This is a genomic window from Tsukamurella sp. M9C (assembly GCF_020169415.1).
In the GTDB taxonomy this organism is placed as follows: Bacteria; Actinomycetota; Actinomycetes; order Mycobacteriales; family Mycobacteriaceae; genus Tsukamurella.
The window spans coordinates 1-15,770 of the sequence record NZ_JAIULG010000004.1 but is presented as its reverse complement, the minus strand read 5'-3'; the positions used below and the strand labels follow the sequence as shown (position 1 = coordinate 15,770).

General features: G+C 69.5%; 11 protein-coding genes and 2 pseudogenes. 6 read left to right on the top strand and 7 right to left on the bottom strand.

What is annotated here, in order from left to right; genetic code table 11:
- Nucleotides 1-813 precede the first annotated feature (813 nt).
- A pseudogene (locus LB823_RS03575) lies at nt 814-1,156 on the top strand (Lsr2 family protein).
- A gap of 259 nt (nt 1,157-1,415) precedes the next feature.
- Here LB823_RS03575 and LB823_RS03570 read toward each other — a convergent pair.
- The 4 genes from LB823_RS03570 to LB823_RS03555 form a co-directional block, all read right to left on the bottom strand.
- Nucleotides 1,416-1,646: a hypothetical protein gene (locus tag LB823_RS03570; RefSeq protein WP_224645404.1), complete on the bottom strand. Its 231-nt coding sequence runs from the start codon at nt 1,644-1,646 to the stop codon at nt 1,416-1,418.
- Nucleotides 1,647-1,805: 159 nt separating this feature from the next.
- Nucleotides 1,806-2,003 carry a hypothetical protein gene (locus LB823_RS03565; RefSeq protein WP_224645403.1) on the bottom strand — a complete coding sequence of 66 codons (198 nt, stop codon included), beginning with the start codon at nt 2,001-2,003 and terminating at the stop codon, nt 1,806-1,808.
- A 487-nt stretch (nt 2,004-2,490) separates the two neighbouring features.
- The gene (locus LB823_RS03560; protein ID WP_224645402.1) at nt 2,491-2,913 is read right to left on the bottom strand and encodes a hypothetical protein; all 423 of its coding nucleotides are present in this window, start codon (nt 2,911-2,913) and stop codon (nt 2,491-2,493) included.
- 6 nt (nt 2,914-2,919) lie between these two features.
- Nucleotides 2,920-3,120 carry a hypothetical protein gene (locus LB823_RS03555; protein WP_224645401.1) on the bottom strand — a complete coding sequence of 67 codons (201 nt, stop codon included), beginning with the start codon at nt 3,118-3,120 and terminating at the stop codon, nt 2,920-2,922.
- Nucleotides 3,121-3,263: 143 nt separating this feature from the next.
- On the opposite strand from LB823_RS03555, the gene LB823_RS03550 reads away from it, so the two are divergent.
- From LB823_RS03550 to LB823_RS03530, 5 genes are read left to right on the top strand one after another with little or no spacing between them, the layout of a single operon-like run.
- Nucleotides 3,264-8,798, top strand: a complete 5,535-nt coding sequence (locus tag LB823_RS03550) for a glutamate synthase-related protein (RefSeq protein ID WP_224645400.1) — start codon at nt 3,264-3,266, stop codon at nt 8,796-8,798.
- The gene (locus LB823_RS03545; RefSeq protein WP_224645399.1) at nt 8,795-10,576 is read left to right on the top strand and encodes a sulfite reductase subunit alpha; all 1,782 of its coding nucleotides are present in this window, start codon (nt 8,795-8,797) and stop codon (nt 10,574-10,576) included. Before LB823_RS03550 ends, LB823_RS03545 begins: the two co-directional genes overlap by 4 nt.
- A complete protein-coding gene (locus LB823_RS03540) occupies nt 10,576-11,505 on the top strand; it encodes a hypothetical protein (protein WP_224645398.1) in 930 nt (309 codons plus the stop codon). The genes LB823_RS03545 and LB823_RS03540 overlap by 1 nt, the downstream gene beginning before the upstream one ends.
- Before the next feature lie 42 nt (nt 11,506-11,547).
- Nucleotides 11,548-11,961, top strand: a complete 414-nt coding sequence (locus LB823_RS03535; RefSeq protein WP_224645397.1) for a hypothetical protein — start codon at nt 11,548-11,550, stop codon at nt 11,959-11,961.
- An 8-nt stretch (nt 11,962-11,969) separates the two neighbouring features.
- On the top strand, nt 11,970-12,578 hold the full coding sequence (locus LB823_RS03530; RefSeq protein WP_374201268.1) for an ABC transporter substrate-binding protein: 609 nt from the start codon (nt 11,970-11,972) through the stop codon (nt 12,576-12,578).
- Here the strand turns inward: LB823_RS03530 and LB823_RS03525 are convergent.
- From LB823_RS03525 to LB823_RS03515, 3 genes and pseudogenes are all read right to left on the bottom strand, one after another.
- Entirely contained in the window at nt 12,568-13,794 is a 1,227-nt protein-coding gene (locus LB823_RS03525; protein ID WP_224645395.1) for an MFS transporter, read from the bottom strand. The genes LB823_RS03530 and LB823_RS03525 overlap by 11 nt on opposite strands.
- Nucleotides 13,795-13,824: 30 nt before the next feature.
- Nucleotides 13,825-15,324: a sodium/proline symporter PutP gene (gene putP, locus LB823_RS03520; RefSeq protein WP_224645394.1), complete on the bottom strand. Its 1,500-nt coding sequence runs from the start codon at nt 15,322-15,324 to the stop codon at nt 13,825-13,827.
- 180 nt (nt 15,325-15,504) lie between these two features.
- Nucleotides 15,505-15,770: pseudogene (locus tag LB823_RS03515) on the bottom strand (hypothetical protein); the annotation flags it as partial.

The window sequence follows — 15,770 nt, the reverse complement described above, 5'->3', positions numbered from 1 at the left end:
TTCGGGTGTCCAATTAGATCGACCCCGGTAGGTGTTGGCGCACCTGGTCCGGGGTCTGGACACGAACGGACTAGACCCGCTCATGCATGACGCAACTGTATCTCGGGCACGCATGGCTGCCCGTCAATTCCTCGGCGCCCTCATCCTCGTGCTGGTCACGTACGCCGCCGTGTACGCCTTCGTGACGCTCGCCTGGATGGTGTTCGCGTGAACCTCCACCTTCAGCTCACCCGATCCACGCTCGCCGTGACGTTCACTCATGATCCGCGGTGGCCGGGTCCGTTCCTCGATCTCGTGGCTCGTGAGCACGCTGACCGCGAAGCCCACCGATCCGGCTACGTCGACGCCGGTATGCCGATCCGTACCGAGCTGGTCGATGCGCCCGGCGGATCTCACCGCACCCGATGGGTGTTCCTACTCCCCCGCGCCACCTTGTACGCGGTCCCATCCGCCCTCTGACAGCCGTGTAGCTGTCTCCCCCGCCCTGCTGGCTGGCATCCACGTTCGAGCCGTGGTGAGGGCGCCACGTCGCTATTGCAGAGTCCGACGCTAACCGACCTGCCCCGAGTAGCAGAGTCCTACGAACTTGGGCGTAGGCCACCAGTCCCGCGAATGATCGACGCCGGTCAGGTGCCAACCTTGACGCTTGCCGAAAACGGTAAGGGTCTACTTGTGTTGGCGTGAACCGATAGCGGCTTTGGTTTCGGGGCGATATTCCGGGGTGGGGCACCTTGCAAGGCCAGCATCACGTAATGATCCCTTTGGCTTTGAACGTACCCACCACCATTCACAACGAAATGATAGGAACCTCTAATGGCACGCAAAGTGGTCGTCACCCTCACCGACGACATTGACGACCACCCTCACCGCAGACGAAACCATGGAGTTCGCCCTAGACGGCGTGACCTACGAAATCGACCTGTCTTCGAAGAACGCTAAGAAGCTCCGAGACAGCCTGAGCGCGTACACGAGTGCCGGTCGCAGGATGGGTGGCCGGAAGTCCCGTGGTCGTCCCGCTGCCGCCTCGACTACCCGCACGAGCATCGACCGTGAGCAGTCAAAGGCAATCCGTGAGTGGGCGGGCAAGAACGGTTTGAAGGTGTCGGAGCGTGGGCGTATCTCGCACGAGGTAGTGGACGCCTACAACAACCGGTAGAACTCCACAGCGACGAAATGCGCCCCGCTCAGTTCATCCAGAGCGGGGCGCTATTCATGTGTCCGATTGATCCTCGGGTTTCGAATTTCGCCAGCCCTCGAATCCTTCATAACCAACAGTCCCGAGGAAAGCGACAAGCAGCAAAACCTTCCACCACCGGTCAGCCGGAAGCGCCACGAGCAGCACGCACACAGTTAGCAGCGGCGTGGACCACCACGACTTACCCCACAGCCGCCTTAGCAGTCTCTTCATAAGGCAACTACTTCGACCAAGCGCAGGTAACGGAGTCCTTGTAGGTCACACACCGCGTCTGATCGAAGCCAGTGTTCACGAGGCCCGACTCAGGTGCCGCCCCTGGCTGCCACACCATCAACCCCGCAATGATCAGGCCCACGAACACGATCAACGCTGCGACCACGACCGGCTGACGGCGCAGCGGTACGGGACGCATCTGCGGAGGAAGAGGCGGCGGCAGGTTCGGGTTCGTCATACGTGGAGATTACCAGCGTGCATCGCGAGTCGAGCCGCTACTCAGGCGAAACCTTCCGCCCCAACCACAGAGCCAGCCGCATACGGTCGTCAGCGCCGGGATGCTCACGTAGGAACTCATCCATCAGCTCATCGTCCGTCATCGCGTCGGGATCCACCATCATTCCCACTTACAGGTAACGGCATCCTTGTACGTCACACAGGCGCGATCAGTCAGCGTTTTCGACTCCACCATTGCGAGACCGGGCGACGCCCAGGGCTGCCACACCATCAGACCCAACAGGATCATGGACACGCCGAGCACCACAGCGGCGAACCGGATGGATTTGACCAGCGCCAACGCTTGAAGATCACTCATGATCGCCTACCTGCAATCCACAGAGAACTTGTAGACGGTGCACATCGAGTTCGTTTGTCGTCCGTCACTGGTCTCCACGTCCGCCCACTTCGGAGTCGCCCACGGCTGCCAGATCATGACACCAAGCAGTACGAGTCCGAAAAACACGATCCATGCGGCGGTGATCACTGGCGGTCTGGCTGCGGCCTGGTTGCTCGGTTCGCTCATGCTCGGAACCTAGCAGAAGTTCACGACCCCAAAGAGCCGGCTAGCGAATCCTGCATCCCGCAAACGGGTCGGGCGGTCGATCTAGCATCAGTCCATGAGCAAGCTGACCCCCTGGTGGTCCTCGTGGAAACACCCCGTCCTCTGGTCACTCATCCCCGGCATACCTACCGCCATGATCGCGGGTTCGAGTCCCGTCATCCACCCCAATCGGTGAAGGCCGGTTGATCAGCAGAAATGCTGGTCGACCGGCCTTCGTCATTCCGACACCGACCTCCGTGCGCTACTTCGGCGGACGCGCGGCCCAGGCCGCCACGTGCGGTCCCAGCTTGTCCACAAGCACCATGATCGCAACGAGGACGGCAGTCAGGACGGCGACCGTGAGCGGCTCGAGGTACAGCACGTACACGGCATGGATGAACAGGAGCGCCGACGTCGCCGCGACCAGCAGATTCAGAACCGCAGCCGCACTGAAACCCCTTCGCCGCTCGATCGCCACCATCGCCGCGAAAATCACCGCGAGGGCGCCTGTGACAACCCACCCATAGCAGTCCCAGGTCTCGCGGAGGCGCTCCCACAGACTCCCGTCATAGCGCCACCCGGATTGAATGTCGGGCCGCGGCCCGATCCGCCAGGCGTGACCACGGACGACGAGGGCGACAACGACGAGCACCAAGCCCCACCGCCACACCCGTTCCGCGCTCACGGCGCATCACCACTTGCGACGGATCGCGACGGCGACCCGCTCAAGCCCGAACAGGGTGCATCCGGCGAGAACGAGGATCGAAAAGCCGACCTTATGCCCGGAAGCCCATGCCTTCACGCCGAGCGCGATGACCGCGATGAACGCAAGGAAGATCAGGAGCAGCCACAGACCGTCGGTCCACCGCTCGTTGTCCGGCTCGTCACCCATGCCGAAATGTTAACTGTTCACCACATTGCATCCATCAACACGAACTTGCGCCGTCGAAGGGTGACCGACCCCACATGGCGCAATCCTAAGGTTAGCCTTACCGTTCTCACTTCAGGTACCGCGCCCCGAGTGAGAGTGATCCGTTGAACGAACCACGCACCGGTCTGTACGACCCCACCCGGGAGTCGAGCGCCTGCGGCGTCGGCTTCATCACCCGCAAGGACGGCACCCAGCATCACGACGTGATCGCCTACGGCGAGCACGCGCTGTGCGCCATCCCCCACCGCGGCGGCATGTCCGCGGAGGGCGTGGGCGACGGGGCCGGGGTCAACGTCGACCTGTCCGTGGAGTTCTTCCGCGCCATCACCGGCCGCGAGCTGCAGCGCGGCCGGTTCGGCGTCGCCAACCTCTTCCTGCCCTCCGCCCCGGAGCAGGGACCGGCTGCGCGGGCGCTCGTCCGCGAGACGCTCGCCGACCACGGCTTCGAGGTGATCACCGAGCGCGACGTCCCCGTCGACCCCTCCGCGATCCGCACGGCGGCACTCCACTACCAGCTCCCCGTCACGCAGTGGGTGTTCACGGCACCGTCGGGCGTCCCGCGGATCGACGTGGACCGCGCCGCGAACGCGGCCCTCCTCGCGATCGAGCAGATCGCCTACGGCACCCCGGATCTCGCCGGGCTGTACCCGCTGTCACTGAGCACGCGCACCCAGACCCTCAAGGGGCGACTCAATGCCGACGAGGTGATCCGCTACTTCACCGACCTCTCGGACCCGCGGCACTCGGTGTGCACCTTGTACTTCCACACGCGGTTCTCCACCAACACCGAGCCGCATCCCTCGATGGCTCAGCCGTTCCGACTGATGGCGCACAACGGCGAGCTCAACACGGACCGCAAGAACCGCCTGGCCGACGATGCCGTCGCCCGCGCCAAGGCGCGCACCATCGTCCGTCCGCCCGGCCAGTCGGATTCGAGCCGGCTCGACCAGTCGCTGCAGAGCCGGGTCTTCGACGACGGGCTGGGCCTGGTCGAGGCGGTCGTCTCGCTCATGCCGCCGGCGTGGGAGAACGACGGCACGGTGCCGCAACCGGTCCGGGACATGCTCGAGTACTTCTCCCTCGGCGAGGAGAAGAACGACGGCCCGGCCGCGCTCATCTTCTCCGACGGTGATGTGGTCGGCGCGCGCCTGGACCGGCTCGGCCTGCGTCCGCTGCGCACCGTCGAAACGGCGGAGTACGTCGTCGTCGCCTCGGAGGCCGGGCAGGTCCCGTTCCCCGCGGACTCGGTGGTACACCGCGGCCGCATCGAGGCCGGAGGCATGCTCTACGTGGATCACCGGGCCGGCGACGGTCGGGTCCGCCGTACGCGCGAGGCACTCGACCTGCTGGCCGCGCGCCGCGACTACGCCGAACTCCTCGGCGCCGCGCGCGTGAACCTCGCCGATATCGCGCCACCGCCCATCCAGCGCGACGCCGGGACCCTCGGGTACCCGGGCGATCTCAGCCTGCACGGCCGGTACGTCGCCTACTCGCTCAACCAGGAGAGCTTCCGGTTCCTGCTCGACCCGATGCTGGCCGACGGCGCGGAGCGGATCTCGGCGATGGGCTACGGCAATGCGATCAACGCCTTGTCGGACCACGAGGGCGGCATGGCGAAATACTTCTCCCAGCGCTTCGCGCAGGTGACGAACCCGCCGCTGGACTCGATCCGCGAGGCCGACGCCATGAGCATGCGGGTGGCGCTGGGCAACGCGGAACACGGCCACCGCGCCCCGCAGATCGTGATCGACTCACCGATCCTCAGCCACCTGGAGATGGTGAAACTCCGCGACCAGCAGGTGACCCCGGTCCAGCACTTCGACCTGCTGTACCGCCCCGACGTCGACGATGCGGAAGCGAACGCCGAGGCGGTGCTCGCGGCCGTCGAGCGGCTGTGCGACGACGTCGAGGCCTTCGCCCGCGACGGCGGCGGCATCGCCGTGCTCACCGACCGCGGCGTCTCCACTGCGCAGGCGCCCCTCCCCCTCCTGCTCGCGCTCGCCGCCGTGGACGTCCGGCTCACCGAGACCGGCCTGCGCCTGCGGCTCTCGCTCCTCGCCGAGAGCGGCCAGTTGCCGTCCTCGCATCACATCGCCTCGGCGCTGGGATTCGGCGCGTCCGCGGTGTACTCCCTCTCGGCGCGGCTGCGGGCGGAGGAGCGGTTCCCCGCCGACGCGGCGCCCGCCGGCGAGCTCACCGATACGGACCGCGCCTTCGACCGGTTCCGCAAGGCGGCGGAGAAGTCGCTCGCCAAGACGATGGGCCGGGTGGGCCTGTGCACGGCGGAGTCGTACATCGGCGGCCAGTTCTTCGAGCCCAATTACCTGGACACGCGGGATCCTGTGCTGTCCCGCTACTTCCCGCACCTGGACGCCCCCGTCGGCGGGGTCGGCTTCGCGCGGATCGCGGAGGCGAACTCCGACTGGCACGAACGGGCGGCCTCCGTGGCGGAGGAGCGCGACGTGCCGCTGCTGGGCCTGTTCAAGGAGCGCTCCGACGGTGCCGGGCACTCGTACGGCATCAACGCCGTCCGCGGCTTCACCCGGATGGCCGAGGAGCCCCTGGCCCTCACCGGTCCCGACGGCATCGGCTCCACGTCGCTGCGCCTACTCACGCTCTCGCGCCTCGACGACGCCTTCGGGCTCGACGACGCCGCGTACCGCAACAGTGGCTTCAAAGCGCTGCTGCCGCGCCAGATCGACGGCTTCGAGATCACCGACGGCTACCGCGAATTCCTCGCCGCCACCCTGGTCGAGCGCGAGCGCCGCCCCTCCGCGCTGCGCGACGTGCTCGCATTGCCCGCGGACGTCACGATGCTCACGACGGCCCAGGAGTTCCATCGCGAGCTGGCCCGGTTCTCCCTGGAGGGCAACGCGAGCCTGCCGACCCGTGGCCTGACCGTCGACACCGCGCCGGACGGCCGGTTCGTCGTGCGTTTGACCGACACCCCGGAGCACCAGGCGGACACCGCCTACGCCGGGTTCGCGCAGTTCCTCCGCGAGCTGTTCGCGGACGAGGTCGAGGTCGAGACGAGCCCCGATGCCGGCGCCGTGATCGCCGCCACCGGACGGGCGCACACCTATCTGACGCTGCTGTGCACCGCGCCCCGCTCCCTGCGGCTCGACGAGGTGCAGCCCGCGCACGAGATCACCCGCACGCTGGCCTCCGGCGCGATGAGCCACGGCGCCCTCGTCGCCACCGCCCACGAGGCGGTCGCGCACGGCACCAACATGGTCGGCGGCATGTCGAACTGCGGCGAGGGCGGCGAGCACCGCACCCGCTACGGCACCATCCGCGGTTCGCGGATCAAGCAGTTCGCCTCCGGCCGATTCGGCATCTGGTCCGGATACCTCGCGGACCCGATGCTCGAGGAGCTCGAGATCAAGATCGGCCAGGGCGCCAAGCCCGGAGAGGGCGGGCAGCTGCCGGGGCCGAAGGTCACCGTCGACATCGCGGCGGCCCGCGGCGGCACCCCGGGCATCGAGCTGATCTCTCCCCCACCGCATCACGACACCTACTCGATCGAGGACCTGGCGCAGCTCATCCACGACTGCAAAGCGGCCCGCGTGCGGGTGATCGTCAAACTCGTCTCCTCTGAGGGCATCGGCACGATCGCCGTCGGCGTCGCGAAGGCCGGCGCCGACGTGATCAACGTGGCCGGCAACACCGGCGGGACCGGTGCGGCGGCGGTGACCAGCCTCAAGTACGCCGGACGCTCCGCGGAGATCGGCGTGGCCGAGGTGCACCAGGCGCTGGTCGCGAACGGCCTGCGCGACAAGGTGACCCTCCGGTGCTCCGGCGCGCACCAGACCGGCGGCGACGTCGTGGTCTCCGCGCTCCTCGGCGGCGACTCGTTCGAGTTCGGGACGACCGCCCTGATGATGCTCAAGTGCGTCATGGCCAAGAACTGCAACCTCAAGTGCCCGGCCGGACTCACCACGAATCCCGAGGTCTTCGACGGGGACCCGCGGGCGCTCGCGCAGTACCTGCTCAACATCGCGCACGACGTCCGCACGCTTCTCGCCCGACTCGGACTGCGGTCGCTGCGCGAGGCGCGCGGGCGCACCGATCTCCTACAGCTGCTGGAACATCCCGCGGCGGTCGGCCACCTCGACGTGCGTGCGATGCTGCACGCGCCCGCGCCGCGGACCGTCGTCGATCCCGTGTACCTCGAGAAGGACTACGCGGTGGACGACCGCCTCCTAGCGGAGGTCCGGAACCGCCTGCTCGACGGTGGCGCGGAGTCGATCACCGTCGACGACGTGGCACTCGCGAACCCGAACAAGTCGGTGGGCGGCCAGCTCGCCGTCGACCTGGAACGCCTGCTCAACCACCCCGCGGCCGACCAGCGCGGGGCCTTCACCGGCGTGCCGGTGCCCGACGGTCACCCCGCGGTGCTCACCGACGAGCGCGGCCGCCGCTTCCTCGCCGACGGTGCCGTCGTCGTCCGCTCGCACGGCAGCGCCGGGCAGTCCTTCGGCGTCTTCTGCACCGACGGGATGGACCTGCAGCACACCGGAACCGCCAACGACGGCGTCGCGAAGAGCCAGTGCGGCGGCCGCGTCGTGGTCCGCTCCCCCGGTGGCGGCGGCGCCGACGCCGGCGCCAACGTCCTGATCGGCAACTTCGCGCTCTTCGGCGCGACCGGCGGCCGCACCTTCGTACAGGGCGAGGCGGGCGACCGCTTCGCCGTACGGAACTCGGGCGCCACCGCCGTCGTCGAGGGGGTCGGCGAGTACTGCTGCGAGTACATGACCGGCGGCGCCGTACTCAACCTGGGTGGCTTCGGTAAGGGCCTGGGCAACGGCATGAGCGGCGGCTTCGTCTACCAGTACGACCCCGAGGGCCGGGCCGCCGGCGCGGCGAGCTCGTCGCTGCACGTCGAATCCCTCGTCGGCCCGCACACCCCACCCTTCCACGAGGTCGCGGTACGGGCCATGCTCGCCTGGCACGCGGAGGCGACCGGATCGCCGCTCGCCGCACGCCTCCTCGCGGACTGGGCGGGCACCCGCGACAACATCGTCGTCGGCACGCCCCTCGCGCTGATGCACTACCAGGACGCCGAACACATCTGGGCCGCACACGGCCGCAAGGAACTGCTCGACGAACTGGCGGGCTCCGTCGCCGCGGACCGCCTGCGCGAGTTCAAGCGCTCGCTGCGCGCGGGGACACCCGTCGGCGGCGGCACGGCACCCCGGTTCGGCGACACCCGCTCCCCGCACGCCTTCTCCCTGCTTTCGTCGTTCACGGTCCTGTCGCTGGCGCAGGAGGTGGCCGCCGAACGCGTGCCGGGCGCGACGGGGCACGACGACCCGCGGGTGTCCGCCCGCGCCCGGAACCTGGTTCTCACCGAGGATTTCGCGGTCCGGCAACGGATCACGAAGTACCTGCGCGCCCGGCTCGACACCTTCGAGGACGCGGAGCTCGCGGCGCTCATCGCGACGAAGCGCCTCGGCGATTACACCACCTCACTCGAGGAGCGGAACGTGCTGAGCATGGACGCCCCCGGCACGTACGGCTGGATCCTGCATCACCGCGCCCGCAACGCCGCGGCCCTCGACGGCGCCGCCGTCAACGCCATGCTGGTCGAGGGCGCGATGCCGGACCTGGTGCGATTCGCGAAGGAGACGCTGGCATGAGCGCCCCCACCTACGTCCTCCCCGAGGCGGATTCGTCCGCACTCATCGACGTCTTCACCGGTGACCAGCGGGCGTGGCTGTCCGGATTCCTGGCGGGCTTGGCCGCGGTGCAGGCCGAGCAGGCGGTCACCGCAACCGGCGCCACGCTGCACGCGACCGTGCTCTACGGAACGCAGACCGGCAACAGCGAGGAGCTCGCGGAACGGCTGGTCGGGCTGCTGCAGGAGAACGGCCTCGGGGCCGACCTCGCCGCACTCGACGACGCCGACCCCGACCGGCTGGCAGCCGCCTCGCATCTACTGGTTGTCACGTCCACCTACGGCGAGGGCGAGATGCCCGACAACGCGGAGCTGTTCTGGGAGGCGCTGTCCGCCGACACCGCCCCGCGCCTGGAGCACCTCCAGTTCTCGGTACTCGCGCTGGGCGACAGCGGCTACGAGGGCTTCTGCCGGGCCGGGCAGATCATCGACACCCGGCTCGAGCAGCTCGGCGCTGCGCGCCTCGCCCCGCGGGTGGACTGCGACGTCGACTTCGAGGAGCCCGCGTCGGCGTGGCTCGCCGAGGTCGTCTCCCGGCTGCGGGCGGTCGCCGATCACCTGGATCCCGGCGACGCCGCCGCAGTACCCGTCGCAGCCGCGCCCGCGATACCGTCGAAGCCGAAATCACGGTGGAACAAGAAGAACCCGTTCCCCTCCCGGCTCGTGGAGAACCGACTGCTCTCCGGAAGCGGAAGCGCCAAGGAGATCCGGCACGTCGAGTTCGACCTCGCCGACAGCGGGATCGAGTACGCGGCCGGCGACGCCCTGAACGTGATGCCCCGCAACGCGCCCGCCCTCGTCGACGCCGTCCTCGGGGCACTCGGCGCCACCCCTGACACCGACGTCGACGGCGCCCCGCTCGCGCCGCGGCTGACCACCGACTGGGAGATCTCCACGCCGTCGAAGGACCTGCTCAAGACGCTCGCCGAGCGCGCACCCGAGTCCGAGCTCGCCGCGGTCCTGGCGCGCGGAGAGCGGGAGACGCTCGACGCGTGGCTCTGGGGGCGGGACGTGCTCGACCTCCTGCACGCGTGCGAAGGCGCGCGCATCGATCCCGCGGAGCTCCCGGACCTGCTGCGGCCCCTGCAGCCGCGGGCGTACTCGATCTCGTCGAGCCCGCTGGCCAGCCCCGACCGCATCCACCTGACGGTGGCGGCGGTGCGGCACGGCGCGGAGGCGGGACGCGAGCACCAGGGGGTGTGCTCGACCTTCCTCGCCGACCGCTGTACCGAGACGGACGAGGTCGGGATCTCGTTGCAGCCCAACACCGCCTTCCGGGTGCCCGCCGACCCCGACCGGCCGATGATCATGGTCGGCCCCGGCACGGGCATCGCCCCGTTCCGGGCGTTCCTGCACGAACGCGCGGCATCGTCCGCGGCGGGCCGGAACTGGCTGCTGTTCGGCGACCAGCACCGGGCAAGCGACTACATCTACGCCGACGAGCTGGCCCGATTCACCGAGCAGGGCGTGCTGCACCGCCTCGACCTGGCCTTCTCCCGGGATCAGGCGGAGAAGATCTACGTGCAGACCCGCATGCTCGAGGCGGCGCGGGAACTCTATGCGTGGCTGGAGGACGGCGGCCATTTCTACGTGTGCGGCGATGCCTCGCGCATGGCCAAGGACGTGGACCGGGCGCTACGCGAGGTGATCGCCGGGCAGCGCGGCCGCGGCGCGGATGACGCCGACGAGTACGTCGCGACCCTCAAGCGGGAGAAGCGCTACGTGCGGGACGTCTACTGATGCGGCCCGCGTCCTGCCCCGGCTGCGGCCGCGGGCGATGCCCGCTGCAGCGGGCCCGGGGATGCGCGAGCGTCGAGGGCGCGACCGCGATCGACGTGGCCGGGGCGCTGCCCCTGCTCGATCGTGCGGTGGCGGTGACGGACTCGATGGTCGCCACCCTGGCGCACGAGGGCCGGTACTCTCCGCCGACCGTGCCCGGTGATCCGTTCGCGGTGCCCGCGGGGCGGATCGCGCTCCGGATCGCGCCCGACCGGGTAGTCGGCGCGATCACGGACGACGACGCTCCCGGGGGTCCGGCCGACGCCAGCATGGTCGGACTGGTCGACCGTCGCGGCGGAGCCCTCCATCGCACGTTCGTGACGGCCGAGCCGGATCGGATGGTGGTCCGCGCGCTCGGCCACCTCTCCCCCGCGGATCCGCACCGCGAGATCCTGTTCCCGTCGAGCGGCGACATCGGGCCCGAGCGGGCGGCACCTGCCCCACATGCTGATCCCGTCGATGCGATCCTCGCGGACGAGGGCGCGCGGCGCGTGCGTGGACTGTGTGCGCTCGGCGATCAGCGGTACTGTCAGATCCCACCGTCCCGTATCGCGCAGGTCCTCGAATTCCTCTGCGAGACCGGCATCCCCGTCGGAATCGCCGTGTTCGCGAGCGGCATCGCACAAGCCTGCAGCGGACGGATCGAGGCGGTCCTCCCCGAGGGACCGCGACTGCTCACCGGCTTCCACGACGCGGCCGTCGACATCGATCTCGCCCGCGTGGACAACTGCGCCGTGGTGCGCACCGCCGGCGACGAGCACGCCGCGGCGATCGAGCTCTACGACGCGAGCGGGGCGTGTTGCGCGCTCCTGACCCAGTTCGCCGGCGCGGACCGGATCGCCCGGCTCGAGTGGGATGCGGCCGCGGCGTCCCTGTGCGAAGCCACATAGCTTAGGCTCGCCTTCTTCACCGGTTCGAGACAGGGACATCGCATGGCCACATCAATGGATCGACGCACCGCACTCCGGCTGGGCTTCACCTCGCTCGCCTCCGTCACCGCCGCCGCGCTCGCCACCGCGTGCGGCACCGGGGGCGACGAGGGCGCGGCGCCCAGTAGCGCCGGCGCGGCCGCCGAGCCGGGCGCCTTCCCGGTCACGATCGAGCACCAGCACGGTACGACCACGCTGACCGCACCCCCGCAGCGGGTCGCGGTCGTGGGCATCGGCGACCAGGATTCGCTCCTGGCGCTGGGGATCACGCCCGTCCTCGTACCCGTCTGGACCGGCTCGACGGTTACCGGCGTCGGGCGATGGTCCCAGGAACTGGTGCACGGCTCACCGACCCGCTCCCGAACGCGACGAGCGCGTTCTCGCTCGAGCAGGTCGCGGCAGCGCGTCCCGATCTGATCCTGGCGGTGAACAACGCCATCACCGCGGAGCGCTATCAGCAGCTCAGCGCTATCGCCCCGACGGTGCTGCATGCGGCCGGCCAGACGGACTGGGCACTCCCCTGGCAGGACGTGACGCGCCGGGTGGGACGGGCGGTGGGCAGGCCGAAGCAGGCCGACGAGCTGATCGCCGGCGCAGAGGCCACCGTCGCGCGGGCCAAGGCGGCGAACCCGGCCTTGGCGGGGAAGACCGCGGTTCTCGTGATCCGGTGGAAGGACGGCAAACTGCGCGCCTTCGGCCCCGACGCCGCGCGGTTCCAGATTCTGCGCGGCTTGGGCTTCACCCCACCGGCGGCCCTCGCCGACAGGTTCGCGGGCGGCGCGCTCAACACCGAGCTCTCCGCCGAGAACTTCCACCTCCTCGATGCTGACGTCCTCGTGTTCGACAACTGGGAGCGCGACCGCGCGCAGGTGGAGGGCGAACCGGCGTTCGCCTCCCTCCCTGTCGTCGCGCAAAAGCGACTCGTCGGGCTGGATCCGGTGGTCAGCGACGCGCTCTCGATGCCGAACCCGGTGACGATCCCCTACGTCACGAACGACATCGTCGGCCGGCTGGCCGCCGTCCTCACGCGCTGACCGGGCCGGCCTGCGGGGTCACCGCCCGCAGGCCGACCGCGGCGACCATCACGATCGCGGCGACCGCCGCCCAGCCCAGCCAGGCGGGAGCACCGTCGGCGGCCCGGTCGTAGCCCCACCCGACCGCGAGCGACGCGACCAACGAAGCAGCGCCGCCGAGGGTGGCCAGCATCCCGTAGTGGGCGCCGAGATTCCGTTCCCCGGCGAGGATTCCAACGGCGTCGCGCAGCGGCGGCACGAGCAGCATCTGCCCGAGGTGCAACACCGCGATCCATGCCATCACCGCCGCCAGATGGCGGCCGTCCGGGTGTGCGGCCGTCGCGGCGGGGATGACGAACGACGCCCCCATGACACCGAGCCCCAACCCGACCGCGCGCCGGCGGCCCACCCTTCGGCCGACGGCGACAGCCGCCGGCTGACCGACGATGACGATCACCGCCGCTCCGGCGAAGACCCACCCGAGCCAGGCCTGCTTCCCCGCCCGCAGCAGCTCCACCGGCAGAACGATGTAGATCAGGCCGTAGGCGCCGAGCTGTACCGAGCCGAACGCGGCGAGCAGCATGAAGCGGCCGTTGCCGGTCACCGTCCGCCAGGCGACGGCGAGCTTCGCGCCCGCATCGCCCGGGGCGGCATCGTGCGGCAGGAACCGCCAGAATCCCACCCACATGCCCACGAAGAGCAGGGCCGAGACGAGGGTGACGGCGGCGAACGGCGCCCAGATCAACGCCGCTCCGAGCGCGGGACCGACGACGTTCCCGGCGCGGCTGCACATCTGCTCCAGACCGAACAGCTCCGCCCGCGGGAGCACCCCGTCGTCCTCGAGCCGACGGCCCCAGGCCGCGTCGGTGGACTCGACCGCGGGCGCGAACAGCGCGGCAGCGAAACCGGTGAGCACTGTCCCCACGACCACCGAGACGACCCCGCCGGCGAACGCGAGGACGACGAAACCCACCACCCGCATGGCGATGCCGGACAGGATCATCCGGCGCGCGCCGAATCTGTCCGACAGCGCACCGCCCACGAAGAACATGCCTTGCTGGGAGAAGGTGCGCAGCCCGAGAACCAGGCCGATCATCGCGCCCGTCATCCCGAGTGCGCCGAGATGCCCGGCCAGGAACGGGACGACGAGGTAGAAGCCGACGTTGAACAGGAAGAAGGAGGCGAGCAGCAGGTGCACCGTGGCCGGCAGACGTCGGATCCGCGCGACAGTGGGCATCCGCCGAGCCTAGCGGGGCGCGGGTTCCGCTCAGGCCGGCTGCTTCTCCGCGAGCCGCGCTGCCTCGTCGAACTCGGCGTCGACGGCAGCGTCGGGCTTGTAGGTGGCGAGGCTGACGCCGACCGCGACCACCAGGTTGGCGAGGAAGCCGGGCACGATCTCGTAGAGCTCGAAGGGCGGCCACTGGCCCCAGACGAAGGCGACGGCCGCGCCGACGATGAGGCCCGCCAACGCACCCGGGGCGGTGAGCTTGCGCCAGAACAGCGCGAGCAGCACGACCGGGCCGAACGAGGAGCCGAAGCCGGCCCAGGCGAAGCCGACGAGCTCGAGGATGCTGTCCGACGGATCGATCGCGAGCAGCACCGCGATCACCGCGACGATGAGCACCCCGAGCCGCCCGAGGCGCACGTACGTCTTGTCGCTGATCTCCGTGTCGCGGCCCGACTTCTCCGCGAAGATCTTGAACAGGTCCTCCACCAGCGCCGACGAGCACACGACCAGCTGCGAGGACACCGTCGACATGATCGCGGCGAGGACGGCGGCGAGCACCAGGCCCGCGACGAACGGGTGGAACAGGATCTGCGCGAGCACGAGGAAGACGGTCTCGGGGTCCTTGGGCGCCTTCTCGGGATGGAGCGCGAAGTAGGCGATGCCGATGAATGCGGTGGAGATGGCACCGAGCGCGGTGGCGACCATCCAGCTGATGCCGAACCGGCGGGCGGTGGAGGCCTCCTGCGGCGAGCGCAGCGCCATGAACCGCACGATGATGTGGGGCTGACCGAAGTAGCCGAGGCCCCACGCGGCCGCCGAGATGATGCCGAGGGCGGTGCCGCCCGCGAACAGGCTGAAGAAGGTCGGGTTCACGGAGTTCACGGTGTCGACGGTGACCGCCGGTCCGCCCACCTCGATGAGGGCGACGATCGGCACGGCGACGAGGGCGGCGAGCATCAGCAGGCCCTGCGCGACGTCGGTGAGGGTGGCGCCGAGGAAGCCGCCGAAGAGCGTGTAGACCATCGTCACCACGGCGACGATGAGCATGCCGTGGATGTACTGCACGCCGAAGGTGCTGTCGAAGAACTTGCCGGCGGCGACCATGCCGCTGGAGACGTAGAACGTGAAGAAGACCAGGATGATGAGGCCGCAGACGATGCGTAGCGACCGCGAGCCGTCGCGCAGCCGGTGCTCGAGGAAGCTCGGGATCGTGATCGAGTTGCCCGCGACCTCGGTGTACGAGCGCAGCCGCGGCGCGACGAACTTCCAGTTGAGCCACGCGCCGATCGTCAGGCCGATCGCGATCCAGGACTCCACGAGGCCCTTGGCGTAGATCGCGCCGGGCAGGCCCATCAGCAGCCAGCCGGACATGTCCGACGCGCCCGCGCTGAGCGCGGCGACCCACGGTTTGAGGCCGCGCCCCGCCAGCATGTAGTCGTCGAGGTTGTCGCGCGTCTTCCGGTACGCACTCCAACCGATGTACAACATGGCTGCGAAGTACAGGGTTACTGCGATCGTCTGATAGGTCTGGTCAGACACTAGGGGGTCTCCTCAGGTCCAGGAACCGAAACTCGCCGTTCGTACATGGTCTATACAACCAGCGAAATCCCAGTACGGTGAACTGATCTCGCACGAAGTCAGTCATGCGGAATGATAAGCTCGGCCACGATTTTCTGCGGCGCTTTCTTCAGGCGCCCCTCGATCACCACGACCCACACCCTAGGAGGGTTCGACCTTGACCGACGGGACGCGCATCGGTGCGGTACTGCGACGCGGATCGATCGGGGTGGTCACCTTGCTGGTGTCGGGAGCCCTTCTGACGCCCGCGTTCGCGTCGGGCGCGCCGACCACCCCGGCACCGTCGCCGAAGCCCGCTTCGCCGAGCACGCCGACGAAGCCGAGCGCGACCCCGAAGCCCGCGCCGGGCGCACCGTCGACGCCCGCCAAGCCGAGCGCGCCGACGCCCGCCCCCACGCAGACCCCCG